The sequence below is a fragment of the Cohnella rhizosphaerae genome, assembly GCF_029525575.1.
GTDB classification, from domain to species: Bacteria; Bacillota; Bacilli; order Paenibacillales; family Paenibacillaceae; genus Cohnella; species Cohnella rhizosphaerae.
In genome coordinates this window covers 203562-227922 of sequence record NZ_JAPDIA010000009.1, presented here as the reverse complement: position 1 = coordinate 227922, position 24361 = coordinate 203562, and the positions used below count along the sequence as shown (strand labels likewise).

Genomic DNA, 24361 nt, shown 5'->3' with positions numbered 1-24361 from the left:
ATTACTTCAAACGGAAACGGCAACCGATCGTCTGACCGGCTGCCGCGATGCTCGTTATGCTACCGTTCACCGTTAGCTTAACATCATTTCCCTTGGTTCATATCTTTAGTTGCCAAATCTAATGCCACTGCAATTTTAATTTGGTGCATTTTGCTAAACCCTTTAAGTAACGATTCAAAAGGATATATCTCAATTATAGGCTCAACTTGATGATCGAAACGATCAAGCTCGATCGTAATAACGGAATGTGTATCCACCAGGAATGTGATAATATCTTCACCTTGTTCGGGTATCCAATATAGAATGTATGCTGTTTTCATTGCTGGAAAGCTTTCTTTAATGATGCTTAGAAACCTGCACGTGGATTCATCATTGAATAAGCGATTTTTCGATGCTTGTAATTCCTTTCTGTATCCTTGTTCAGTGATGGTTCCTTTTAGTTTCAATGTCCCGCCTACTTTCTTGCCTACCCGCTTTTGTTAATCAATCTCGCCCGTTCGCGTGGAGAAGGCAGCCGATTGTTCTCATTGCGGCTGCCTTCATGTCATTGAACTAACGTTCTCCGATAGTTCAATTACTTAATTTTTGTTTTAGTACTTTGAAAGCATATAAATCGAAGTTATTATGCAAATACTGTTTGATTTGCTGTGCACATTCATAAGTACTATTGAATTCAGTATTTATTTCTAAGTCGTAAATGCCATGGGCATGAACCAGATTAAACTGATAATTTGCAAGACCAATATTCCGATCTCCTCTTTCCCTTTCTCTTCGTTGAAGTTCTTCTAACGAACAATTTACTGAAACAAACATCACTTTGTAATCTGCTAACAACGTAACGCATTCATCTAACCACTGTCTTTCTTCGAGTACATGGTCGACAATTAGGTTATTCCCAGCAGCAACTAGTGCAGGAAGTGCCTGATGAAAACCCTTAATAACGTTCAACATCGCATCTTTTGATATTTCCGCTGGTTTACTTCCATTAAGATAATCCTCTGGCAGCATATACAAAAATTTATCTACCGATATGTGTAAGTATGGTTCGTTTAAAGTTCGTTGTAATTCTAAGGAAATACTGGTTTTCCCCGAACTTGAAGTTCCATTTAAAAATATAACTGTCCCTGGCGGCACTGTACATTCCCCTCATCCCGTTGGCGACTCTATGTTAACTCCCGTTAGCGTAACACTGACTACGTCCCTTTGAACCCTCCAAGCAATGCAACTATTACTAATACGATCCCTAAGCAAACACTAACATATCCGCTTATAATAAATCTTTTGATTGTAGCTTTTGATGGACTTTTTGGATATACGAATGTAGCTGAAGACTTGTACATCATTTCAGGTTTTATTATTGAGAATATCCCTGGGACCATTAGTATTAATGCGATGAACAGTGCAAGAGTAATTCTGTCTCCCATGTTTATCTCCTCATCTCTTCCAACACGCATACAATTACACATGCCAATGCCAGTCTTGTTTTCGTATTAATCCCCTCCTGACCGACAAGTCGCGCATTCCATCCATCCAATGATCAGTTCAAAGACGATAAAGACGCTGACACGCTAATCGTCCACATATCTAAAGCAAAAAAAAATGCCGCACCAAAACATCACTGCGCCGTAGCGCCTTTTATGAACGATCTTCTCAATCGCCTTTAATAAAGTCACGATAAAAACGAAGCTCAATATCGGCACGAGATAAATGGAGCTAAAAAAGAAAAGCTACCATTGCCGCAGCCCCCCTGACTGTTTTAAACGATCTTATTTAAATATTTCGCAAAGCGCTCCGATATGCCGATCCCACGCTGCCAGTCGGTTCCCCCCGTCTTCTATCGTCCAACACGCTTCGAGCACGCCTCGCGCGACGCCCCACATCGCGATCCGGCGCGGGTCCAGCCCAAGACGATCGGCCATGATCGCGATTCTGTTTTGCAACACTTGATCGCGGTCGCCGCCTCGATCTTCGTAGTTAAGCAGGTATTGGATCGTTTCGAAATGGATATCGCCGACGACGCCTTTCGGATCGATGACCGCCCATTGCGATTCGCCGCGGAGCAGGATGTTCTCATGATGCAGATCGCCGTGCAGCAGGACGTCCTCGCTCGTCGTCGCGATAAGGTAGGCCAGGCATTCTTCCGCATTTTCCAGCCAACTCTCCGGCAGCGGAGCTTCGAGCTCTCCCCCGCTTTGTCTCTCGCGATATCGCTCGATGCCCGCGAAGTGCCGCTTCATGGCGTGGTACCCCGCACCGGTCGGAGCCGAGAGATGAAGGCCGTTCAATACTTCGCAAAAAATCTCGGTCGCAGCCGCATCGTCCTCGATCGCCGATAACGGCGTACCCGGTTCTACGCGTTCAAGCAGCGCCACGCCCCATTCTTCGTTTTCTTCCAGCACGCGGACGGTTCCCCGCCCTTCGTAGGCCCGGAGCGTCTTGATTTCCCTGGACAGTTCTTCTTTCATGAAGGACGCTTTAAGGACGACCGGTTCTCCGTCGCTGCGCTTACCGCGAAGCAGGAAGTTGTAGGATAAGTTGGTAAACGGCTCTTCCGGCACAAAGTCGAAGCGCTGCGCGAAGTCGCGAACCAACCCGGGCAACGCCTCCGTCCAAGCGGATCCTTCCTCCCCGTGGAGCTCTTGCATCCTTTTCCTAAAAGTATCGGGAATGACGATCATCGGCGTTGTAGCTCCTTTCTGCGAGCGTATATGGTTTATCGTATAAAAGGATTGGCCAGAGATCATAATCCTCGAGGCTTCTTCCCTGCGGTCATGTTAAACTTGTTTCACGCGGACATTTGTCAGAAAGGGGATTTTTCTTTTGCTTTTCGCCATTCTACTATTCGCGATTGCCGGATTGGCCGAGATCGGAGGCGGTTACATGGTGTGGTTGTGGCTGAGGGAATCGAGGCCGCTGTGGTATGGCATCGTCGGCAGCCTCATTCTAATCGTATACGGGATCATTCCGACACTTCAAAGCTTCCCCTCGTTCGGACGCGTATACGCCGCTTATGGCGGCGTATTTGTCGCGCTTGCCGTACTATGGGGATGGCTCATCGATAAAAAGGCGCCCGATCTGTACGATTGGATCGGGGCCGCCATCTGTCTCGTGGGCGTATCGGTCATGCTGTGGGCGCCGAGAAGCGGCTGATCAATGCAGCACCTCGATCAGGAATCCGCCCGGCGCTTTGACGTAGAACGTCCATGAGTGGGTCCGCTTCGGTTGATCCACCTCGACCCCGTCCTCGCGCATCCGTTGGTTGATCTCGTTTACCCGTTCTTCGCTTGGTTGAATGAAGCCGATATGGAAGTTGTCGGGATAAGCGACTTCCTTGCCCTTCATCAGCGCAAGCATGAAGCCGCTGTCGTCGAACAGGAAGGCCATGGCATTGCCGCGGGTGTGCCCGATTCGCATATTAAAATATCGGGCCAAAAAAATCCGCAGTTGCCTTCACATCGGTAACGGTTAGATTGAGATGGTTTAACTTCACATTTGCACGCTCCTCGCAAATCGCAGTTGGCTTATCTCTTGGCCTAACTTCGAAGCTTCATATGAAGCAAGCGGAAAAGGCTTGCCCGAGCCGTCCGTTTCCGATCGTCCGGTCTGAACGAATCCGTATCGGCTGTAAAAGGAAAACGCGCCTTCGTTCTGCTCGTTCACGTCGACCTGCAGACCCGGGCCCTTCATGCGCTCCGCGTGTCGGATCAGCTCGCTGCCGATTCCCCGCCCATGATAATCGGGATCGACGAACAGCATCTCGATACGTTCGCCGTCAAGGCCCATGAAGCCGACCGGGGCGCCATGCGCGTCGCGCGCGACCCACAGCTCGACCGCCCCGAGCGCTTCGTCTCGCACGATACGATGATAGAATCGAATGTCCGATTCCGCGAGAAAACGATGGGTAGCCCGCACCGCACGCTCCCAGATATCAACGAGCGCTTCGTGCTCGTGCTGATCGGCCTGCGCCAACTGCCAGTTCATTGTCTGTCTTCCCTCGCTTTTTTCGAATGGCGCGCATCGATATCGTCCTGAGATTCGAACATCACGCGATCCCCTCCGTTTTTCCAGGTCCGTTCATTTTACCACAGGAACATTCGTTTCTTTAAGCCGCTTCATAAAGAAAGAGCAGCTGTCGCGTCGACAATCTGCTCCCTCATACCCGTTCATCACTTTTCCCAAAGCTCGACCAGCCGGCCTTCGGGATCCTTGATCCAGGCGAACTTTCCGTAATCGCCGACCTCTTTGGCTTTGGCAAGCGGTACGCCGATCCGGTCGAGGTGCCGCAGCATCTCGTCCAGGTCATGTACCTGGAAATTCAACATCGCTTGCTGCTCGGGCGGAAAGTAGCCGTCGTCCCCGGCAAAAAACGAAAAGATCGTTTGGTTGCCTTCCTGCGGCTGGATGATCGTCCCGTTCCAATCGCCGATCTCGATCTTCAGCACTTCGCTATACCACTTTTTTAGTCGCCTCAAGCTGGTTGGTTCTCCAGAACACGCCTCCAAAGCCTTTGATCACGGCAATCGCTCCTCCACGCAGCCTATTTTTGGATATCCGTTTGCTTTGATATTCGAGATGGAAGGGACAACCCCCTCCAATCCCTTGAGTTCCCGATGAAGATGCCCCTGTTCTTCACCGCCAAAAAGTGGTGCATGTTGCCTTGTCCGCTATATTAAACTCAATCATCTTTTCAAGTAATGCGTATTCAACCGGACGAGCCCAGGGGATACGCACGATCTCTTTCGTTCGCTCATACCCGGCCTTTGAGATCTCCTCGGAGAAACGTACCATCCCCGCTTGCTCCGGGGAAACGGCCATATGTTTCTTGGATACGCTAAACCCGATGATAAATGTACCATGATCCGTAAACATAGGCTGATTCCACTTCAGCGCAGGAGACAAATTCGGGAATTTCCTCGTCACCCAAGATAATACCTCTTCCATACGCGCTTGATGCTCCGGGTTTTCAATAGGATCCAGGAATTTTGCGAATACGTTCATACGATCCCTCCCCCGCAAATTCTGCAGACTCTCTCATATAATAAAACAGACACTGAAAAAGTGTCTGTTTTATTATATGACACCGATTGGTGTCTGATCAATTCCCGAATCGATGCCCTTAGTTCGCACCTACAAACCGGTCTCTTGAAGCCCCCATCCCGACGATGAACAGCAAGACTGAAGCGCCCAGCAATATGAAAAGCGGCGGGGTCCAGCTATTTGTCGCATCATGCAGATAGCCGATGAGCGCGGGACCCGCAGCGGCCAGAAGATACCCGACGGATTGCGCCATGCCGGACAGCTCCGCCGCTTGATGGGCATGCTTCGTACGCAAGCTGAAGAACATCATGGACAAGCTAAAGGCGAAGCCTGCGCCGATGCCGAGCAGGATCATCCACAACAAAACGACGGCGGCGCTGCCGTAGAGCAGTCCAAGCGTTCCCGCCATAAGCAAAAGGCTTGTGATCGTCACCAAGCCAAGTTGGTTGGACATTCGGCCGGCCACAACGGGAACGATAAACGTAAACGGCAGCACGGCTAGCTGCATGAGGGAGAGGTACCAGCCGGATTGGCTCGCGTCAATGCCTAACTGAATTAATATTTCAGGCAGCCAGGCAATCAGCACATAGAAAACCATCGACTGTATCCCCATGAATAGGGTAACTTGCCAAGCGACAGGGGAACGCCACACGTTCACATGATGACTGACCGTCCGACGCGTCGTCGCTCCTTGCTCGGGTAGACGGTTTTTGAATTGGGTTAGCCAGCATAGGATCGAGACAAAGCTAAGCACGCCCCATATTCCCAATGCCCCCTGCCACTTCAGGCCCGCATTCGCGGCAAGCGGCACGCTGATCCCCGATGCGATCGCTCCGCATAAATTCATCGATATGGCATAGACGCCCGTCATGGCGCCAATCCGTCTGGGAAAATCCCGCTTGATCAAGCTCGGCAACAATACGTTGCAAACGGCAATGGCGAATCCAAGAACGGCCGTACCGATATACAGACTGGCGGCGCCGTAGAACGAACGGATGACGATACCGACCGTCAAAAAAGATAAGCGCGATCAGAATCATGCGCTCGAATCCATATCTTCGTCCTAGTTTGGGTACCAGAGGCGATAATAAAGCAAAGGCAAGCAGCGGTACCGTCGTGATCAAGCCTGCCAATGTATTGGAAATATGAACCTCAGCTTTAATCAGGCTCACCAAGGGACCGACTGAAGTTAGTGGCGCTCTTAGATTAGCCGCTATAACGATGATGCAAAGTATTAGCAGCCCCATAGACGCGGGCACGGCCGCTTTTTTAATTTGTTTGTCCGGCATTCTCCTGCCTCCTTCCTTGATCGACAACAAAGCAATCTCGTTCGCGCGAACAAGGAAAGTATATTATAGTATTATATTTTTAACAATAATTAATTTATAATATACTAAATCTCGTTAAAATTAAAAAACAACCCCAAAATCCCTGCACGGAATTTGGAGTTGCATTCAAGGCGTCGTATTGGGCTGCCTTCGCCATCAATACCCATACTTCAAGGAGATATGGAGCACCGCTTCGCGATCCGTAGAATTAGTATAGGCGTGAGGGTAATCCGCACGAAAGCTGATCGTATCGTATTGATTCAACGTATAAGCTTCTCCATTGACTTGAATTTCGACGGAGCCGGTCATTACGGTCGCGATTTCGGTTGTATTTACATGATGACCTTCAGGATAGTACGCGCTATTGGGCTGCAGGTACGCCCGGCACATTTCGATATCGCTGCTTGCGTTTTTGAATATGGGTTCGATGGTCCAATTTTTCTGATCGTTCGAAAATCGCATGCCTTCGCCCGCCCGATACAGGCTGACGGATTCCTCGGATTTAAACAAGGCAAACAGCGGCAAGGAGATGCCTTTCGAAATTTTCCAGATGATCCCCAAGGTGGGATTGGTCTCGCCGCGCTCGATGTTCCCCAGCGTCAATTTGCTTACGCCCGTTAACGCCGCCAAGTCGTCCAAGCTCATGTTTTTTTCTTTTCTGTACTTTTTTAAGGCGCCGCCGATTTGCAATACCATTTGCCTGGATTCGTCGACTTCGTCCATTCCCTATTCACCTCAACACCAAACGATTACAGCTAGTATATGACTTATTGAGCTCCTTTTCCATACGATCGGTCCCCGCCGCTTTCGCGGCAGCTATGCCATTCCTTTCGAAAATTTTTTTTCAACCTTCCGTAACGAAAATCCCGTTGCCGATACTTATGTTGTAGGAGGTGAATGGATGGAGAGTATGGAGCAAGCTGTACGAAAACTATGCGCAGACCGTTTATCGATACTTATATAGCCTTACGCAGAACGCCGATCTGTCGGAGGAGCTGACGCAGGAGACGTTTTATCAAGCGATGAAAACCATCCATCAATTCCGCGGCGAGTGCAAGCTGTCCGTATGGCTGTGCCAGATCGCCAAGCGGGCCTGGTATAAAGAGCTGAATAAAACTAAGCGGAAGCCTTCCGTCTCCTTGGATGAGCTTGAATCCCCGCTCCCCGCGAGCCGAGACCCGGAGAAGGATGTCTTGCGAAACGAAGATAAGCTCGCCATGTTCCGAACGCTCCATCAACTGGACGCGAAAACCAAAGAGGTCATGTACCTCCGTCTCTCCGGCGAACTGAGCTTTGCCGAGATCGGCGATATTGTGGGCCAAAGCGAGAACTGGGCGCGAGTCACCTTCTACCGCGGCAAACAAAAAATGGCGAAAGGAAGATCCGAATGGAACCGAGATTAAATTGCGAGATCGTGCAAGATCTGCTGCCCAACTATATCGAGGGCCTGACCGGCGAATCGACGAACAAGTCCATTCAAGCGCATCTGGCCGACTGCGGGGAATGCAGAAGAGCGTTGGAGCAGATGACGCGCGATACCCAAGGCATCAAAGGGGCTCCGCCCAAACAAATCAACTTTTTGAAGAAAATCAAGCGCAGACAGTGGCTCGTCGCCAGCGTCAGCGTCGCGATCGTCGCCACGCTCCTGATCGGCGCTTATTACTTGTTCGGAACGCGCGACTTCTCCGTACCGGCGAGCGATGCGAAAATCAGCGACGTGTACCGGATGCAAGACGGCACGATCCACTATCGCGTGACCGCCAATATAAAGGGAATTGTCAGCCGGGTGTCCACGCGCGGCAATAATCATACGGAAATCTACCGGATCTACGAGCATAGGCGGCTGTTCTCCAAGGAGAAGGAAAGCGTCGTTACGATGCCCGAGAACTGGTCGACGAAGAACGCGAACACGAAGCAGGAGAAAACCGGTATCTACTTTGAAGGCATCAATAAAAACGATCGAATCGTCATCTGGGAAAAAGGCATGACGATCCCCCAAGCCACCGCCGAGCAAGAAGAAGCGTACCGGAAGTATCTCGGAAGATAAACCGAATGACAATGGCAGCCGACACTTCTTCAGATCGGCTGCCATTCATTATTATTCGTTAAGCCGATAAATCAACTGCACGACGCCCGAGGAGAACGATTTTGTATCCACCCATTTTAAATTTAAGCGCTGCCTGACATCGACGAACAGCGGCTTTCCTTCTCCCAATACGACCGGATGAACGGATAACCTGAATTCATCGACCAGCCCTAGACGGATAAACGTCGTAATCAGACTCGCTCCGCCATACAGCCAGATGTCTTTGCCGGGCTTATTTTTGATCCGATCGACTTCTTCAACAAGATGGTCGTTGATGAACGCGGCTTGATGGCCGGTTCCCTTCTGCGTCCTGGAAAACACGTATTTCTCTTTGCGATGGACCAATTCCCAAAATTGTTTTTCGGCTTCTCCGGATTCCTGATCCGGCGTGAATTGCCCCCATAAGTCATAGCTTTTTCTTCCGTAAAAAATCGTATCGATTGAATTCAAAAACCGATCGAATCCCATCTCCGCGTCCATGATGCACCAATCGACTTCGCCGTTTTTCCCTTCAATAAAACCGTCCAGCGTAACGGCCAAATCCAGTATGATTTTTCGTTTCAAGCTTGTCGCTCCTTTCGTTCATCTACCTCCCAGTATAAGGTTTATATATGTCACCTTATGTCATATTAAAAGGCGTTGTTAAAGTCATTTGCGCAAAGCGCGTTTTAAAGCCGTCCGGTATCCCGCTACGACGCGCCGGCTGATCTCGGCGGTCGGGAAGTATTCTTCGAAGCCGTGAAAGCCCCCCCGGATACAAATGGAACTCCGTCGGAACGCCGGCCTGCGTCAGCCTTGATACATAATCGATCGTCTCGTCGCGGAACGGATCCAAGTCGCCTACGCATGTATACGTGGGCGGAAGACCCGACAGATCGTCCGCGCGCGCCGGAGCTGCATACGGGGACGCTTCGCCCGTCTCGCCCAAATACATTTTCCATCCTAATTGATTCTTATCCTTATTCCACACCCTTGCATCCGTGATCTCATTGCTGGATTTGGTCCGATTGCGATCGTCTATCATTGGGTACAGCGGCATCTGGAACAGGATCGCGGGACCGTGCCGGTCCCTTGCCAGCAGCGAGAGGGCGGCCGTTAATCCGCCTCCCGCGCTCGGACCGACGACCGCGATCCTGGAAGCGTCGACGCCCAGCGCTTCGGCATTGGCGGCGAACCAAACGAGAGCGGCATAGCAATCTTCGAGCGGAGCCGGAAAAGGATGTTCGGGAGCCAGGCGATAATCGACCGATACGATGACGCAATCCACTTCCGGTACGAGCTGCTGCAAGGCAGGATCCATCATATCCGCGTTTCCAAAAATATAGCCGCCCCCGTGAATATAAAGTACGCCGGGAACCCTGCCGGGCTTTGCCCGCGGTTCGTAAATTTTGACGCGAACCTCCGGATCCCCCGCGGCTCCCGGAATATATCGCTCCGAGGTGAGCACCGAATCGTTAACGGGCAGAGAAGCGGCCATATCGGCGTACATCTCGTTCATCTCGTTTCTTGCGGCACCTATGTTCTCTTCTGTATAAATCGTTTCCGGCACGAACGCGAACATTTCTTTCAGCTCCGGGTGCAGCCTATCTTCCATGATCCTATCTCCCTCCCGTAGGGTCAGATTCCTTGCTTGCTTCTCCATGCCGTTTGCCCCAGCAGCTGGCGCATGGCAGCCATGTACGTATTTTCCGAAGCGGTCCATCTCAGTCTGGCCGTCTCTTCCGCGTCCGGCCCCGCGACATAACGCAGTCGGTCGGACTTGTCGGAAGCGGCTGCGTAAATCTGTTCGGCAACCTGGTTCTCGTCCGCATATGCGAAAGGATAGTTCATCATCGACTGCATCATATGATCGAAATACGGCCTGTACGACTCCGGAACGGACATGTCCCGGGAAGCGGACATCGTGTTCGACGCGAAGCTCGTCGTTCGCATGGCTCCCGGCTCCACCAGTTTGACGGCAATATTTTGCGATTCGAGCTCGTAGGTTAGCGACTCCGACAGCCCCTCGACCGCATGCTTGGTCGCCACGTAGACTGCCAGCAGCGGGTTCGACGCGAAGCCCATATTCGAAGTGACATTCACGATCGAACCGCCGCCTTGCCCGCGGAAGTAAGGCGTAATGGCTTGAATAACGTTCATCGTACCGAAGACGTTCGTCTCGAAAACGCCGCGGATCGCGTCCATGGGCGTCGCCTCAAAAAAGTCCGAGGATGCTGACCCCCCGCGTTGTTTACGACGGCGTCGATCTTTCCGAACCTGGCGATCCCCGCCGCGATCGCCGTCCCGATACTCGCGGGCTTCGTCACGTCGAGCTCCGTCACGAAAATCCGCTCGGGGTTTTCTGCCGCCAGGCTTTGGTCCGGTTTGCGCATGGTCGCGACCACGTTCCACCCTTCATCGGCAAACTTCCTGGCCGCGGTATGGCCGAGCCCGGTCGAACAGCCCGTAATTAAAACCGTTTTTATCATTAAAATTCTCCTTTATACCCGCTTATTTGACTACCTTGTAAGCTTAACAGGCGGTAGTCGCTCTAAGTCAAATGCGTCTCCGCAAGCCTTTTGGCGTCCCCAAACGATCCGAATGGTTTGACTAAATAAAAGCGCGAACAGTAAAATTGGTTAGAGCCACTCTAACCGGAAGCGGGTGCGAACTTATGGCTTATACCGTTAAAGAAATATCGCAAAAAACGGGCATCTCTCCGTATACGCTTCGCTTCTACGAGAAAGAAGGCGTCCTGCCGATCGTCGGCCGGGGGGCCGAACGGGGCGCGCCTGTTTAACGAGCAGTACGTCGATATGGTGAAAACGGTACAAGCCCTGCGTTCGACGGGCTTGCCTTTGGCGGAGATCAAAGAATACGTGGCGCTTTACAAGCGGGGAAGCAGCACCCTTGAGCCGCGAAAAAAAACTGCTGAAACGCCAAAAAAAGCAAAGTGCAGGACCAGATAGCGCTGCTCATGAGCGAGCTGGAAAAAATCAATTACAAGCTGGCGTTAATCGAAGCGCAGCAAAATAACTTCGAGCAGCTGCCGTAATGCGAGGGGACGAACGAATGCTGGAGGCGGAAACGGCCCACCCGGCTCGACCGATCGATGCTCACACGCCGCATGACGGTATTTTCGACCAGCCGATCACGGGGCGGACCCTTCCCGGGGGCTTCGTTTGCTTTTGGTTGGTGGCGCCGGGATTCCTCCGGCTTAAACTGCAGTTAGTCCACCAATAAAGGTTGAACCGCGTTCCAGGTCTCTTCTCCAACCTTGACGCCCGTAAAAAAGATGCGTCGCCCGACCGTACTCGTCGAAGAGCAGTTGGGGACGCTCTCTGCGATCCGCTAACGTAATGACCCCATCCTCCCGAACCAGGCTATGGTCATAAGCGATTACCGATTCATGGGGACGCCAACCGGTTAAACCGTCGTCCGACACGAGATGAACGCCATACCGTTCATAGCCGGAAACGCTGCCTCCGTTATCTTCGAGAATCATCTCGAACCGCCCGCCGCGACTGAATAAAAATGGATCCTCCAGCTTTTTACCGGGTACAAGATCCTCTTGGACCACCCGATACGCCCCATTGAAGGCTTCCGCCTCGGCCATTCCGATCCTCATGTGCGGCCCATGCCGGAAGGCCAGAAGCACGCGGCCGTCCGAACCGATCCAGGGAGCCGGATTATTGGAATCCGGCATAAGCGGAAGCGCGTCGCTTGTCCGAACCCAAGGGCCTTCGATAGACTTTGAATAGGCGTAGCCGATCGCTCTCGTCTCCGGCGCCGGGCTCCTCGCCCCCAGGTAATACAGAATATATTGATCCCCATGCCGCACGATCGCCGGGTTATGAACCATCTGCGCGTCCCAATGCCCGCCCCCCTCTTCCGCGCAAGACCACTTCGACGAAGGTATAGGGGCCCTCCGGCTTTTCGGCGATCGCCCTTACGATCTCCGAATGCGTGCGGTACCCGTCGGGAAAACCGGTCTCGACCGGCCACCTTGAAGCGAACATGTGGTAGCGGCCGTCTTCCGCCTTCACAACGCTGCCGCACCATATGTAATAACCGTCCATGCGAAATCCGCCGTCCTTCGGCATAGGCAGAAGCCGGCTTCGAAAGGTCATCGCCATGTTACGTCCTCCTTTTGCATTCAAGCGCTTCAAAGTAAAGGAGGAGGCCCGACGAACAAGCCTCCTCCCGTTGTCCTATTCGTTTTTCACAAGTGCGTATTGCGCATTGTATTCTTCGATGACTTTGTTGCCGCCGCCTTTCGTCCATTCTTCGACGGCTTTGTTCCAACCGGCTTCGTCGATCTCGCCCATGATGTATTTGGTTCTCGCATCGTTAATCATTTTAGTCAACTGCTCGCCCTTCTCCGTTTGCGTATCGGAGGTAAACGGATTCACGGCGCTTACGACTGCGAGCGGAGCGTTATCGCTGATCATCTTCTTGGCCTTGGCAACGACCGGCGTATCTCCATCCATCGGATCGAATACGCTCAAGAAGACCATCAGCTGATTCAACGGGTTAACTTCGGCATTATAGAGATCCTGATTGGTGATTTTACGAACATTGTTTTCCTTCGTATGGTGAACCCCTTCGATCCCGTATACCAGAAGATCGCGGATCGTTTGGTCGCTCAGCTTGTCGAAGAAACCCAGAATCTCCTTCAGCTCCGCCTCGGTCTTCACGCTCGATTTAGGGAACATCATGACACCGCCATAACCGGGCGCGCCGGGCGTCTTCTCTCCTGCCGGACCTTGAATGCGGGATACGACATCAAGCTCCGCTTTCGGGTTGGCGCTGGCGAGGTCCTTGTATTTCGCCCAGACATCGTCAACGGCGCCGAACTTGACCCCCCGCCTTGCCCTGATTAATGTTCGGGCTGCCGTCTTTGGTAATGGCGAAGTCGCTGTTCATCAGCTTCTCGTCGTAAAGCTTTTTTAAACCAATTAAGCGTTTCGACATATTCTTTCGTCATGAAGGCCGGCGTGACTTTATCGTCCACGATCCCCCACTCGTTGAAGCCCCCCGTTGTAGACGAGTATGTCGTTGAAGGCGCCCAAGCCTGCCTCCAAACTTAGACCAAACGTGTCGTTTTTCCCGTTCTGGTCCGGATCTTGCGTCGTAAACGCCTTCAGAACGTTGTAGATATCGTCGACGCTCTTCGGCGGCTGCAAGCCCAGGTTGTTCAACCAATCCTTGCGGATAACGAAACCGTCGCGCGTTAGCGGACGATAGCGATACAGCCCGTACACTTTGCCGTCGATGGATATGTTATTAAGCACGTCCTTGTTGAGCTTGCTCAGGTTCGGATAATCTTTGAGATACGGCCCTACTTCCCAGAATTGACCGCTTCTTGCTCCGTTAACAATGTAGGATGCTTTATTATTGATGACAGTCAGAACCTTTGGCATCGAGCCTGAAGAAATCGTAATACTCAGCTTATCGTCATAGGCTACGCTTGGGACCCAGGTTAGCTCCAGTTTGGACTTGGTATACGCCTCTATTTTCTTCACAACCGCATTGTCCGGCTTGATCGGCTCGGTCGTGAACTGCGGAACCAGAATGGAAATCGTCGGAATCCCGCTTGCTTCCTTTCCCCCCTCCTTCGTACCGGCACATGCCGCCAATAGACTCCCCGCCAACGCCAACGTACTGACAACCGCCAGCACGCGAGTCATTTTCCGTCTGCTCATTTCTGTTGCCCCTCTCTTTGTCCACTTTTAATTTATCAGTAAATACCCTTACGGATATTAACCTTTCACGGAACCAAGCAAGATCCCTTTTGTAAAATGCTTTTGCAAAAACGGATAAACGAGCAGAATCGGAAGGGTACCGATCACGATCACGGCCATTTTGACAGAAGCGGACGGCACGACAAACTCCCCCCGAGAATTGGGACGAGTCTCCGATCCCGCCCGAAGCCAGAATGACAATCTGGCGGAGCAGCACCTGGATCGGATATTTCGCATAATCATTGATATAAAGGATCGCGCTAAAGTAATTGTTCCAATTGCCCACTGCGTAGAAGAGCGCGAAAGTGGCGAGCGCCGGCGTCGAAAGCGGGAGGACGATTCTCCACAGGATCGCGGCGTCGTGGCAGCCGTCGATCTTGGCGGCTTCCTCAATGCCGTCCGGAAGCTGCTGGAAGAAATTTTTCAAGATGATCAGATTAAACGCGCTGATGGCCCCCCGGAATGACTAAGGCTGCATAGGTATCGAGCAGGCCGAGGGATCTCACGACGATAAAAGTCGGGATGAGCCCGCCGCTGAACAGCATCGTAAAGATGACCATGATCATAATCGGCTTCCGCGCCGCAAAATCTTTTCTGGCCAGCGGGTAAGCCATAAGGGAGGTCATCAGAAGGTTGAAGAGGGTTCCCGCTACAGTGACCCCTACCGTGACCCACAGACTGCGCAGAATCGTCGACGTAGAGAACATGTAGCGATACGCATCCAGCGTAAGCCGCTTCGGGATCAGAAAAAATTCATTGGACGCGATCTGTTCATTCGGAGCCAGAGAGCCGGCCAATACATAGATGAAGGGGACGAGGGTAATCAAGGAGATCAAGAGCAGGAGCATCAAGTTCGTTCCATCCAGTATTCGACCCATCCACGACGAACGTTGAGGCATTAGTAGATTCCTTCCTCTCCCCATTTACGGGCTCCGTAGTTCGCGGCAACGACCAATACCAGGCTGATGACGGATTTAAACAGTCCAATCGCCGCGCTATAGCTGAAATTGCCTTGCAGGACGCCAGAGGTGTAGACATAGGTGTCGAACACTTCTCCGACATCCCGGTTCAGACTGTTCAGCATGAGAAAAATCTGCTCGAACCCATTCTCCATGAAGCTGCCCAGTCTTAGAATCGCCAGGATAATGATCGTGCTTCGTATGGCCGGAAGGGTGATGTGCCACATCTGTCTGAAGCGATTCGCCCCGTCCAGCTTGGCCGATTCGTAGAGACCCGGATCGACGCCGCTGATCGCCGCCAGGAAAATAATCGTTCCCCAGCCCGTCTCTTTCCAAATGACTTCCAACGTGATCATCGGTCGGAACCAGCCGTCGCTGCCCAGGAAAGGAATCGGATCTGCCCCGCCCATGGACAACCAATTGTTAACGATGCCATCCTGCGTCGTGAAGAACATATACGCCAGTCCCACGACGACGACCCATGACATAAAGTGCGGAATATAGATGACCGTTTGAATGACCCGCTTCATCCATTGAATGCGGAGTTCATTTAACATCAAGGCGATGAGAATAGGCAGCGGGAAGAAGAACACAATGTTGTAGAGCGAAAGGACTAAAGTGTTCCTCATCAGCATCCAGAAGGCCGGCTCATGGATGAAACGGTCAAAATGCTTCAAGCCCACCCATTTGCTGTGAGCGATGCCCAGAAACGGCTGATAATTCTGAAAGGCAATCACCAGGCCCGTCATGGGCAAGTATTTGAAAATGACAAAATAGAGAATGCCCGGCGTGACGAGCAAATACAACCATCCTTGCTTGCGCAATTGCCTGTTCCAAACGGTTAACAAGTGACTCACCTCCCTTTGGGTTCGCTTTTGGTTCGCCCGATCTCTGTGGTTCCGGCGGTTACAAACCGATTCTAGATGCCTCCGGCGATGCCCGTCGATGCTCATAACTGGACTAAACCCGCCGAAGCCAGGCCGATGTTCATTTGCGGACCTTCCTGCACAGAAAGAAACCAAGAGGAAACGTATCGAGGGATACATAAAAAAAAGCCGAATCGGCAAGGATTCGACGGTCTTCGCGTTATCCGACGGGACGATTGTCCCGATATTGGCCTGGCGTTATTCCCTCCATCTTTTTTGAAATAGCGAATGAAATTCTGAGGGCTGTGATACTTGAGCTTCTCGGCAATCTCGGCAATTTTCATATCGGTATTCATTAGCCAATCCTTCGCCATGGAGAGTCGGTACTGCGCCAAATAATCGCTGTAGTTGATGCCCGTTCCTTTCTTGAATACCCGTCGCAAGTAGTCGGCATGGTAGTTTAACTTCTTGGAGCACACTTCGAGCGTCAACTCTGTATCGAATCCCTCATGGATCATCTGCAGCATCGCATTGGATATTTTGGTTACCTGCTGTTCGGATCGTTCGGACATGTCCTTCAGGATCGGTCCGATGATGCTGCTCCGGAACCAGACTTCGACCTCCTCCTGTCCGTCCAGCTCGAATAATCGTTCAAAGGTCGTTTTCGTATCGTGTCCCTGCAGCATGCCCCACTGATGCGGCGCCAGTTTCATGATATCGATGAGGAGCCTGACCAAAGCAAACTGAATCTCTCGGACCGAATTCGCTTTATAGATGTCGCTTACCAGCTCATGCAAGGTAGAATCGGCGCTTGCGGGATCCCGATTCTCAATCGATTCGATCAACTCCAGCTCCAGGTTGTCCGGATAAGGCCGAACCTCGGCTCGAGCCGGCATGACATCCTGGAAGAACAAGACTCTTCCCTCTCCGAAGTTGATCGGATCCTGCAAGGCAAAGGTGCTTTCCCGATAGGCCGCGGCCATGTCGGACAAGCCGCCATACTCGGAGCTGATGCCCACGCTTACGCTAAGCTGCAGGAACTGAAGTACGGCGCGTTGTATACGCTCCACGATGCCGGAAGCCCTTTCCTTAAACGTCAGGGACCCTGTCTCCAGCTTGAGCACCGCAGTGACCGCGCGCTCCATGCAAATGGGCGGGAAGGCCTGATCCTCCGCCAGAAGTTCGCCTACGATATTCTGCACCGCGAACATAAGCAGGTCGAAATCGTTCGGTTCGTATTTCGTCCTCAGCAGGGAATCGATTTGTACCGAAACGATGAAGAAGGTAGCCGCTTCAGGCGGCGTGATATACTTGGCGAGCTCTTCCCAATCGGACCTTTTCATATGACCGGTCAGGAGTCTGAACACCGTGTAGTCGCGGAGCTGGGATTGCTGTCGCGCGGTTCTGTCCCTCAGGTCCGATTCCGTCTGCATTAAAGCAGTCAGCCGATTCCCGACAGTTAAAAGCTCATCCGAATGATCCCTCAGGTCGCGGCCTCCCCCGGTTGAAAGGTTGTACAGCCTTCGGATCGGCGAATACATATTTCGCGACAGCGCGATGGCAAGCGCCCCGGTAACGAGCAGAATCCCCAAACAGAGCGCGAACGTCGTCCATCCGATCGTTCGAACGTCCTGCGTCATCGTTTGGACGTAGGAAACCGAGACGTACCTCCACCCGTTGTATGCGGATTCGCGATAAATGCATACCACTTGCCGACCGCCAAGCTCCGCGTGAAAGAGCCCGGCATTGGACGCGCCCCGCATCTCCGATAGCCAGTTGGCCGGAAGTGTCCCCTCCAGCCCGGCAACCGGCCCGGAAGCCGTCAGGATGCTCCCCTGCCGATCGGCGATCATCAAGATCCCGCCGTCGCCGCCTGCGAGCGAAAGCCATTTTTGCATCTGATAGTCGGGAATTTGCGCTTCCACGATAATCGAAGGCTTCCGGCTATAGATCGGAAATTTTTTGACGAGTCGAACCATTGAAGGTCTGAGCTTCCCGATGCCTTCTCCGCCGACGCTCCCTTCCGACACCCAGAACGAGCTTTCGCTGCGCGACGCATAATCTTGAAAGCGCTGCGTATTCTGAGCCTCGCTTAACCGAATCATCGACTGATTGTCGATCAGCCACGCTTTATCCAGATTCACCAATACCACATCGCTGACGCCCATCTCGAATGACTGTATGCCCGACAACAAGCTTGTCAAATCGGCGAAAAAGTCAAAGTTGCTCCCCACCAGCTCTTTGGCGGCAAGCCGCCACAAGCCCGTGGGAGTTCATGAACTGGGTCATCGAGTAGTCCACCATGGTAAGTATTTGTTCGATGCGCAATTGAAATTGCGTCAACGACTGCTCCGACACGCGGTTCACTTTCTCTTGAAGCTTATTCGAATAGAGCGTATTGGACACATAACCCAAGATGAGAACCGGGAGCGCTCCGATTAAGCAACTGTACAGAATGAGACTTCTAACGAAGCGGGGAATTTTGATCAGACGCTCCATTCCTTAACCTTCCTTCGGCACTTTGTCTACGCTGTTATTTCGCGACGTTCGGGCCAAAACCCTGTTTCGTCTCATAGGGGTCCGATCTCTCCAGTAAATCCCCCCGGGAACAACGTCCCCGGGGGATTCGCTTGGACAACGGCTGATCTGTCACGTTTTGGATAACAACATGTCGCTCGCCGTCACGGTAAGCGTGTGCGGGCCGAGAGGCCGTGTACTCAATCGTAGACGCCGAGGTTTTTGACCGTAAACGGCGGCAAGTCGTTCACCGTCGTGTTGACCCCGAGCTGCAGGCTGAGCAGACCGTTCAAATCGAGCTGTCCGTTCGGATCGTCGCCGCCGAAAGAGGTGAATTCCTCAAACGGAATGCGAATCTGGTTCCAGCCCTGCTTGATCGAATAGCCGTCCGCCGTGTAGTAGCGGGAGCCGGTGCTCTCCTTGAGGAAGAGCCTTAACGTCGTTCCGGCCAACGCTTGATCGGCATAGATATCGAACGCCAGTCCCTCGTAGCCGGTATAATCCGTCCCCCGCGGGCAGAATCAGGTAAGGATAAGCCCAGCGGTCCCCGTTCGTAAACGCGTAATCGAATTGCACCGAACCCGTGTCCGTACCCGTCGTTATCGCTCCCGTCCCTACGGACGCGATCGCATCCGGCAAATCGAGGCGCCAGCTCGCGGGATCGGCGCTTCCCGCAACCAGCTGGCTGATCGGAACGTCTTGCACCGTACGCACATCGCTGACGGCCTTTGTCGTCATTTGTCCGCCGAACGTCCCTTGAAACGAAATCGGCGACGAAAGATTGGGGACGACGTTAGGACCGGCGGATACTTGGAATTCCACCTCTGCCTTCTCGAACGGCTGAATCGTCACCGATTTGGAAGTCTCGCTTAACGTCCAGCCGCCGCCGGCCACGCCTTCTATCGTTCCGGTCATCGGAACGTCGTTGAAATTGTAGGCTTCCACTTTGACTGTCGTGGGCTGATCGGCGGCGAGCGTATACCCGTATTTTTTGCTGTCGGCGCTTACTTCCTGCGGATACCGCTGCACCAGCACGACGCGCTCCGCCGCAGTCAACGGCGTGGCGGGCGGTACGCTGTCCGTGCCCGATACCGATCCGCCCGAGAGCGGTACGGAGACATTCCCTGCAATCCTTACATAAACGGGATCATTGCCGACGGGAATGCTGTACGACCCGTCGCCTGCGGGTGTCAGCGTCTGCTTTCTGCCCATGAAATCCGTCAATACGGCTTGCGGCTGCTCAAGCGACAGCGTCACAGCGGTAGACGAAGTCCCCCACAGGACGAGCACGGAATCGGCTCCGTCATGGAACGCATAGCCTGTTACGCCGTTCGGCAGCCCTTGCAGCGCGCCGGCGTACTGCCCTTTGCCGAGCGCCTCGGTCATGGCGGCTTCGGCCGCATACGCCGCGTATGGCGTGAACGAACGGCCGAACAGCCCCCAGTAATAAGAATTCTCTTGGTAAGGCGGCGCGACAAAATAAAATTGCTTATCCGATCCCTGCGACAGCGAGGTTACGGTCGAGGTGACCAAATAACGGGCCTGCGCTTTCTGCTCCTCGTACGTGATGTCGTTCGGCGCCTGGGAAGCGATCGCAAGTCCGGCCTCCGACACCCACATCGGCTTGTCTCCGCCGCCGTTCTGGTCGAGGAACGCTTGGTGCGCCGCCACGCCGTCCGGGAACGGGACCGGAAAGACGCCCGGCTTATTCCGCTGATGACGGTGGAAATTGTAGATGTCGATATAGGGGAAAATGTCGTTTTGCGCGAGCAAGTTCTCATAATTGCCGGGAAGGAGCGCAAATCCGCTCACGGATAGGGTCGGGTTGGCTGCGGAATCGCGGTATCCGATGGCGGCGGCCTTCAGAAAGGCTGCGTATTCGTCCGCGGTTTCATCCGTATTCGTAAACGGATTTTCCGGCTCGTTCCACATCTCCCATGTATCCACGCGGTTCCCGTAGTAGTCGGCCGCGCTGCGCGCAAAATCGTAGGCTGCGAACAGATTGTAAGGCAGCTTCGAGCCGTTCGCTGTCGTCCACGACGGGGCGCTGTGGTAGGCCATCAACACGTTGATGCCATTGTCGGAAAGCGCCTGAGTAGACTCGTCCGATGAGTCGGCGGCAAAGTTGAACGCGCCCGGCCCCGGATTCACCGTATCTCCCCAGTTCATCCGATCGCGCGCCCAGGATATGCCGGACAGCTTCATGGCCGACGCGAAATCTTCCATCTTGCTCTTCGGCACCAGCCAAGCGGCGGCGGTATCCAACCCGAACGGCGTGTCGCCTAGGGCCGGCCGATCCGACAAGGCGCTGACGACGGCGAACATGCCGGACACCGTCTGCTCCGAGCCCGTCAATTGGGCCGTATACCGGTAGTGCCCTTTCGCGAGCCCGGTCAGCGTTAGATCCGCGCTCTTGCTGCCCGCCGGGAACGTGACGGTATGATGCTCGGTCCCGCTCGACCAATAATCCGTGATATCGACGGCCACCTCAGTCCCCTGCTGCGCCATTGCCGTCAGTTGAACGCCCAGCTTAACCGGATTCCCGTCCTGAAAAACGTTAAGCGGAGCTTCGGTCGTCAGCGTTTTGAGCTCGAGAGGGGCCGGCGACAACGAGAACGAATCGATAAACATCGTGTACTTCTGATCCGGCTGCGCGCGCCTGTCCGTGACGCGGAAGACGATCGTGTTCAAGCCGGCCTTCAGGTCCACCCCATCCAGATGAAATTGGCGGACCGTACTGTTGATCTGGCCGTACTCCACCGCATTCGTCACCCGGTTGAAAGCGCCTTCGTTGATCTTTATATCAAAATGCGACGCCCACGATTCGTTCGGCGGCGTCGAGGTCAAGTCGAGCTGATACGTGCCCGCTTGGTCGATCAAGACGTTATATGCGGCCGTATAACCTCCTTCGGGCGCCTGCGTGTCCGTAAACAGCCAGAGCATCTTCCCGCCGCTGTACGCGCTGCCATTCTGGATGCCCGGCGCAAAATTGGTCGTTGCCGCCTCCCCTTCTATGGTCAAGGGATACGTGATCGGCGAGGGGGGTCAGCGTGAACGAATCCATATAAAACGTGTACTTCTGATCCGGAACCGTGCGCCGGTCCTTCACGCGAAAAACGATCGTATTCGTCCCTTCCTGCAGCAGCACCCGATTCAGGTGATACTTGTGAACCGTACTGTTCAACTGGCCGTATTCCACGGCCCCCCTGGACACGTTCGAACGCCCCGTCGTTGATCTGGATATCGTACGGCGACGTCCAGTTCGCTTCGGGGGGGCGTCGTTGCGACGTCAAGCTGATAGAGCCCCGCTGCCGGAGCTTGAAATTGATAAGGCATCAGGTAACCTTCGGAAGGCGCCTGCGTATCCGTAAACAGGGCCAAATACTTGCCTCCGCTGTACGCCGTCCCCAATTGGATGCTCGGCGTGAAGTTCGCGCCGTTCACCGATTCCCCTTCGACTTGGATCGCGCTCACCTCTGCCCGGGACACAGCCGGCAGCCAGGCGCACAGCAGCGCCAGAATCAACAGCCAACATACCTCGCGTCGTAATGCGATCATCATATAACCTCCAATTCCAACATCAGAGGCTCTCTCTATTCTCCTATCCGTGCTTGGCGCAGCCGCCTCTTCAGTTACCATCGGAACGAGCGGCGACTTTAAGGACCTGTGCTGCTCACCTCCTTTTGGTTCGCCCGATCTCTGTGGGCCCGGCGGTTACCCCCCGATTCTAGACGCCTTCGGCGATGCCCGTCGATGCTCATATCTGGACTAATCCGGCCGAATCCAGGCCGATGTTCATTAAAGGACCTGCTTTATAGGTAAAAAAACAAGAGGAAACGCAAAAAAAGGTCCAACCCGCACTTCTCAGCAAGGTTGAACCCGTATTTAATCGCGTTAGATCTTCGAGTAACGATATAAACTATAACCCGTGTATTTGACATAAAATCCGTCTTTAAGCCGATTCTGGTCCCAGGTTTTTTCGCTCATCGGGTTGAAAAGCGATGAAAGTAAACTTCTTTTTAATTTCATCCTTCGCTACGACTCCCCCCCATATATAACTCCTCTTAACTCGCTCGTCAGCTCCTTCGATATCCTGTATCCCTGCATGCTGTTATCCGTATCTACGAGCAAGGCGTTCATGCCGTCTTGGTCCTCGACGTTAAGGACGTATTTCTTTTGCGTGCCGTCCTCGAAAAAGAGATACATGAAAAAAGTGACGCCATAATCCAGAACGCCGTTCATTTTTTCCGCTTTAACGATCGCCTTGCGGAATACGTTCAGCGCGTCGCCATTTTCTTTCGTAAAAATCTTTTTCGCAAACGGTGGTTTTTCCGCTTTTTTTGCAGAAGTCCGCGCATTCCAGCTTGACGGACACGATTTCTTTTCCGTTCAGCATGACTTTGCCGTTCGTGTGTTTGGCGAACGTGCAACCTGTCGCGACGATGCTCAAAACCAAAACGATAACCGCGATCAGTCTCACGTCTATCCCCCCCTATAAAAAGTAAAAACGATCCATTTTATTAAAAAGTTGCTTGAACCCCCCTCATAGAAATAGCCCGCCGGATTGCGCCGGCAGGCTATCGCTTTTCATGATGTTTTATCGTTCGTTCGCGTCGTTAAGAATTTACCGGCTCCGGATTCCAGTTCTTCACGCCGTTGTCTTCGATGATCCCGAGGGTCACGTCGGCGATGTCGGCGTCCAGCAGCAACCGATCCCGGATCTTGAACTTGATATCGTCCGCATCCGCCAGCGTCAAGCCGGGTCGCAGCTCGATCAGTCCCTCGACGTGGTAGTAACGGCCTTCCTGCAAAATGCGCATTTGATAAATATCGGTCACATCGCTGTTGGAGAAAATGATCTGCGCGACCTTGTCCTCCACATCCCTTGGCGCGGAAACGCCGATGAGCCCGACCATATTGTCATAGCCGACCTTGAACGCGACCCCGACCATTAACAAGCCGATGAGGATGGTCGAGACGCCGTCAAGCAGATGAAAGCTCGTCAGCGACGTCACCACAACGGCCAGCAGCGCCAGAAGCGCGCCGGTCGTCGCGACGAGATCCTCGTAAAAGACCAGACGCGTCGGCGGCGCGGCGCGTCCTACGTTTTTGAACGCTTGGGGAACGATCGCCAGTCCCTTCGCTTCCGCCCGCGACTCGTGGACGATTTCCTTCATCGCCTTTATGAGGACAAATCCGTCGACCCCGACGGACAGGAGCAGCACAATGAGATTAAACCAGAATCCGTGCGATTCGGCCGAAGGGTGCTTCAGCAGGTGAAAGCCTTCGAGCATCGTCTCGTACGCCATCACGGTGACGACGATGACCGCCACCATGCAGAACAGGTTGATGACCCGGCCGAATCCGGTCGGGAACCGGCGCGTCGGCTTTTTCTCCGCCAGCACGCTTCCGGCGAATACGAACGCTTGATTCACGGCATCGGCGATCGAATGCATCGTCGACGCGAACATCGCCCCGCTGCCCGTCGTAGCCGCCGCGATGCCTTTGACGATCGCGACCCCGGTGTTGCCGATGGCGGCCGCCGCCGACGAGGTGTTTCCTTTTTTCAACAATGCGATAAAGCTTGTCCGTTGACTGTCCGATTCCACGATGCAAAGTCCCTCCTAATGATGATCCAAGGCTTACTACGTATAGAACGGGAAGAAGGTCGCGCTAAACTGCGATTGCTTATGATGCGCGGACCATTCATTCATTATAATGGAAATACCCATTTATGGTTAATTTATAATTTTTCAAGAGGTTAAAAGCATGACGAAGCAAGCGCGCGACTGGAGCGAATCGTCGCGAATCAAGGTTTGTCTATCGCGCGCACCAGCGCCAGGCA

At 53.1% G+C, this 24361-nt stretch carries 27 protein-coding genes and 6 pseudogenes; 5 read left to right on the top strand and 28 right to left on the bottom strand.

Features of this window, described 5'->3' with window-relative positions:
• Positions 1-83: 83 nt before the first annotated feature.
• From OMP40_RS35360 to OMP40_RS35350, 3 genes are all read right to left on the bottom strand, one after another.
• Entirely contained in the window at positions 84-446 is a 363-nt protein-coding gene (locus OMP40_RS35360) for a hypothetical protein (RefSeq protein WP_277538536.1), read from the bottom strand.
• 124 nt (positions 447-570) lie between these two features.
• Positions 571-1134 (bottom strand): chloramphenicol phosphotransferase CPT family protein, encoded by a 564-nt coding sequence (locus OMP40_RS35355; protein ID WP_277538534.1) that lies wholly within the window; start codon positions 1132-1134, stop codon positions 571-573.
• 632 nt (positions 1135-1766) lie between these two features.
• Positions 1767-2591 (bottom strand): aminoglycoside phosphotransferase family protein, encoded by an 825-nt coding sequence (locus OMP40_RS35350; protein ID WP_277538532.1) that lies wholly within the window; start codon positions 2589-2591, stop codon positions 1767-1769.
• Between the two features lie 229 nt (positions 2592-2820).
• Between OMP40_RS35350 and OMP40_RS35345 the strand changes: the two genes are divergently transcribed.
• Entirely contained in the window at positions 2821-3150 is a 330-nt protein-coding gene (locus OMP40_RS35345; protein WP_277538531.1) for a YnfA family protein, read from the top strand.
• On the opposite strand, the pseudogene OMP40_RS35340 reads toward OMP40_RS35345, so the two are convergent.
• The 6 genes and pseudogenes from OMP40_RS35340 to OMP40_RS35315 form a co-directional block, all read right to left on the bottom strand.
• A pseudogene (locus OMP40_RS35340) lies at positions 3151-3490 on the bottom strand (VOC family protein).
• Positions 3487-3981 carry an acetyltransferase gene (locus tag OMP40_RS35335; RefSeq protein ID WP_277538528.1) on the bottom strand — a complete coding sequence of 165 codons (495 nt, stop codon included), beginning with the start codon at positions 3979-3981 and terminating at the stop codon, positions 3487-3489. The pseudogene OMP40_RS35340 and the gene OMP40_RS35335 overlap by 4 nt, the downstream one beginning before the upstream one ends.
• A gap of 185 nt (positions 3982-4166) precedes the next feature.
• Positions 4167-4515, bottom strand: a pseudogene (locus tag OMP40_RS35330) (VOC family protein).
• A gap of 114 nt (positions 4516-4629) precedes the next feature.
• A complete protein-coding gene (locus OMP40_RS35325) occupies positions 4630-4998 on the bottom strand; it encodes an iron chaperone (protein ID WP_277538526.1) in 369 nt (122 codons plus the stop codon).
• 118 nt (positions 4999-5116) lie between these two features.
• A pseudogene (locus tag OMP40_RS35320) lies at positions 5117-6326 on the bottom strand (CynX/NimT family MFS transporter).
• Between the two features lie 195 nt (positions 6327-6521).
• On the bottom strand, positions 6522-7088 hold the full coding sequence (locus OMP40_RS35315) for a helix-turn-helix domain-containing protein (protein WP_277538524.1): 567 nt from the start codon (positions 7086-7088) through the stop codon (positions 6522-6524).
• 170 nt (positions 7089-7258) lie between these two features.
• Between OMP40_RS35315 and OMP40_RS35310 the strand changes: the two genes are divergently transcribed.
• Together OMP40_RS35310 and OMP40_RS35305 are read left to right on the top strand one after the other, a co-directional pair.
• Positions 7259-7768 carry an RNA polymerase sigma factor gene (locus OMP40_RS35310; protein WP_277538522.1) on the top strand — a complete coding sequence of 170 codons (510 nt, stop codon included), beginning with the start codon at positions 7259-7261 and terminating at the stop codon, positions 7766-7768.
• Positions 7753-8412, top strand: coding sequence for a zf-HC2 domain-containing protein (locus OMP40_RS35305; RefSeq protein ID WP_277538520.1), 660 nt, complete (start codon positions 7753-7755; stop codon positions 8410-8412). The genes OMP40_RS35310 and OMP40_RS35305 overlap by 16 nt, the downstream gene beginning before the upstream one ends.
• A gap of 51 nt (positions 8413-8463) precedes the next feature.
• On the opposite strand, the gene OMP40_RS35300 is transcribed toward OMP40_RS35305, so the two are convergent.
• The 4 genes and pseudogenes from OMP40_RS35300 to OMP40_RS42770 form a co-directional block, all read right to left on the bottom strand.
• Positions 8464-9015 (bottom strand): dihydrofolate reductase family protein, encoded by a 552-nt coding sequence (locus OMP40_RS35300; protein WP_277538515.1) that lies wholly within the window; start codon positions 9013-9015, stop codon positions 8464-8466.
• Between the two features lie 84 nt (positions 9016-9099).
• Positions 9100-10045: pseudogene (locus OMP40_RS35295) on the bottom strand (alpha/beta hydrolase).
• A gap of 23 nt (positions 10046-10068) precedes the next feature.
• Positions 10069-10647 (bottom strand): annotated as a pseudogene (locus OMP40_RS35290) (SDR family NAD(P)-dependent oxidoreductase); the annotation flags it as partial.
• A complete protein-coding gene (locus OMP40_RS42770) occupies positions 10587-10919 on the bottom strand; it encodes an SDR family NAD(P)-dependent oxidoreductase (protein WP_420872109.1) in 333 nt (110 codons plus the stop codon). The pseudogene OMP40_RS35290 and the gene OMP40_RS42770, both read right to left, overlap by 61 nt.
• A 185-nt stretch (positions 10920-11104) precedes the next feature.
• Here OMP40_RS42770 and OMP40_RS35280 point away from each other — a divergent pair, with 185 nt between their 5' ends.
• Entirely contained in the window at positions 11105-11230 is a 126-nt protein-coding gene (locus OMP40_RS35280; RefSeq protein WP_277538513.1) for a MerR family DNA-binding transcriptional regulator, read from the top strand.
• Between the two features lie 16 nt (positions 11231-11246).
• Complete coding sequence (locus tag OMP40_RS42765) at positions 11247-11399, top strand: MerR family transcriptional regulator (protein ID WP_277538511.1); 153 nt, start codon at positions 11247-11249, stop codon at positions 11397-11399.
• A gap of 248 nt (positions 11400-11647) precedes the next feature.
• Here the strand turns inward: OMP40_RS42765 and OMP40_RS35270 are convergent, their stop codons facing one another.
• From OMP40_RS35270 to OMP40_RS35200, 15 genes and pseudogenes are all read right to left on the bottom strand, one after another.
• Complete coding sequence (locus OMP40_RS35270) at positions 11648-12136, bottom strand: glycoside hydrolase family protein (protein WP_277538510.1); 489 nt, start codon at positions 12134-12136, stop codon at positions 11648-11650.
• 145 nt (positions 12137-12281) lie between these two features.
• Positions 12282-12566, bottom strand: coding sequence for a glycoside hydrolase family protein (locus OMP40_RS35265; RefSeq protein WP_277538508.1), 285 nt, complete (start codon positions 12564-12566; stop codon positions 12282-12284).
• A gap of 75 nt (positions 12567-12641) precedes the next feature.
• On the bottom strand, positions 12642-13148 hold the full coding sequence (locus tag OMP40_RS35260; protein WP_277538506.1) for a type 2 periplasmic-binding domain-containing protein: 507 nt from the start codon (positions 13146-13148) through the stop codon (positions 12642-12644).
• Between the two features lie 124 nt (positions 13149-13272).
• A complete protein-coding gene (locus tag OMP40_RS35255; RefSeq protein ID WP_277538504.1) occupies positions 13273-13404 on the bottom strand; it encodes a hypothetical protein in 132 nt (43 codons plus the stop codon).
• A gap of 29 nt (positions 13405-13433) precedes the next feature.
• A complete protein-coding gene (locus OMP40_RS35250; protein ID WP_277538502.1) occupies positions 13434-14135 on the bottom strand; it encodes an extracellular solute-binding protein in 702 nt (233 codons plus the stop codon).
• A 57-nt stretch (positions 14136-14192) separates the two neighbouring features.
• Positions 14193-15073: pseudogene (locus tag OMP40_RS35245) on the bottom strand (carbohydrate ABC transporter permease).
• Positions 15073-16086: an ABC transporter permease gene (locus OMP40_RS35240; RefSeq protein WP_420872108.1), complete on the bottom strand. Its 1014-nt coding sequence runs from the start codon at positions 16084-16086 to the stop codon at positions 15073-15075. The pseudogene OMP40_RS35245 and the gene OMP40_RS35240 overlap by 1 nt, the downstream one beginning before the upstream one ends.
• The gene (locus OMP40_RS35235; RefSeq protein ID WP_277538499.1) at positions 16083-18233 is read right to left on the bottom strand and encodes a helix-turn-helix transcriptional regulator; all 2151 of its coding nucleotides are present in this window, start codon (positions 18231-18233) and stop codon (positions 16083-16085) included. Before OMP40_RS35235 ends, OMP40_RS35240 begins: the two co-directional genes overlap by 4 nt.
• Positions 18217-18498 (bottom strand): hypothetical protein, encoded by a 282-nt coding sequence (locus OMP40_RS35230; protein WP_277538497.1) that lies wholly within the window; start codon positions 18496-18498, stop codon positions 18217-18219. The genes OMP40_RS35235 and OMP40_RS35230 overlap by 17 nt, the downstream gene beginning before the upstream one ends.
• Before the next feature lie 357 nt (positions 18499-18855).
• A complete protein-coding gene (locus tag OMP40_RS35225) occupies positions 18856-21459 on the bottom strand; it encodes a hypothetical protein (protein WP_277538494.1) in 2604 nt (867 codons plus the stop codon).
• Entirely contained in the window at positions 21401-21730 is a 330-nt protein-coding gene (locus OMP40_RS35220) for a hypothetical protein (protein ID WP_277538492.1), read from the bottom strand. The genes OMP40_RS35225 and OMP40_RS35220 overlap by 59 nt, the downstream gene beginning before the upstream one ends.
• Positions 21697-22077: a hypothetical protein gene (locus tag OMP40_RS35215; protein WP_277538490.1), complete on the bottom strand. Its 381-nt coding sequence runs from the start codon at positions 22075-22077 to the stop codon at positions 21697-21699. Before OMP40_RS35215 ends, OMP40_RS35220 begins: the two co-directional genes overlap by 34 nt.
• A gap of 474 nt (positions 22078-22551) precedes the next feature.
• Entirely contained in the window at positions 22552-22758 is a 207-nt protein-coding gene (locus tag OMP40_RS35210) for a hypothetical protein (RefSeq protein ID WP_277538487.1), read from the bottom strand.
• A 10-nt stretch (positions 22759-22768) separates the two neighbouring features.
• On the bottom strand, positions 22769-22912 hold the full coding sequence (locus OMP40_RS35205; protein WP_277538485.1) for a hypothetical protein: 144 nt from the start codon (positions 22910-22912) through the stop codon (positions 22769-22771).
• Between the two features lie 220 nt (positions 22913-23132).
• Positions 23133-24125, bottom strand: a complete 993-nt coding sequence (locus OMP40_RS35200) for a cation diffusion facilitator family transporter (protein ID WP_277538483.1) — start codon at positions 24123-24125, stop codon at positions 23133-23135.
• Positions 24126-24361: the final 236 nt, after the last annotated feature.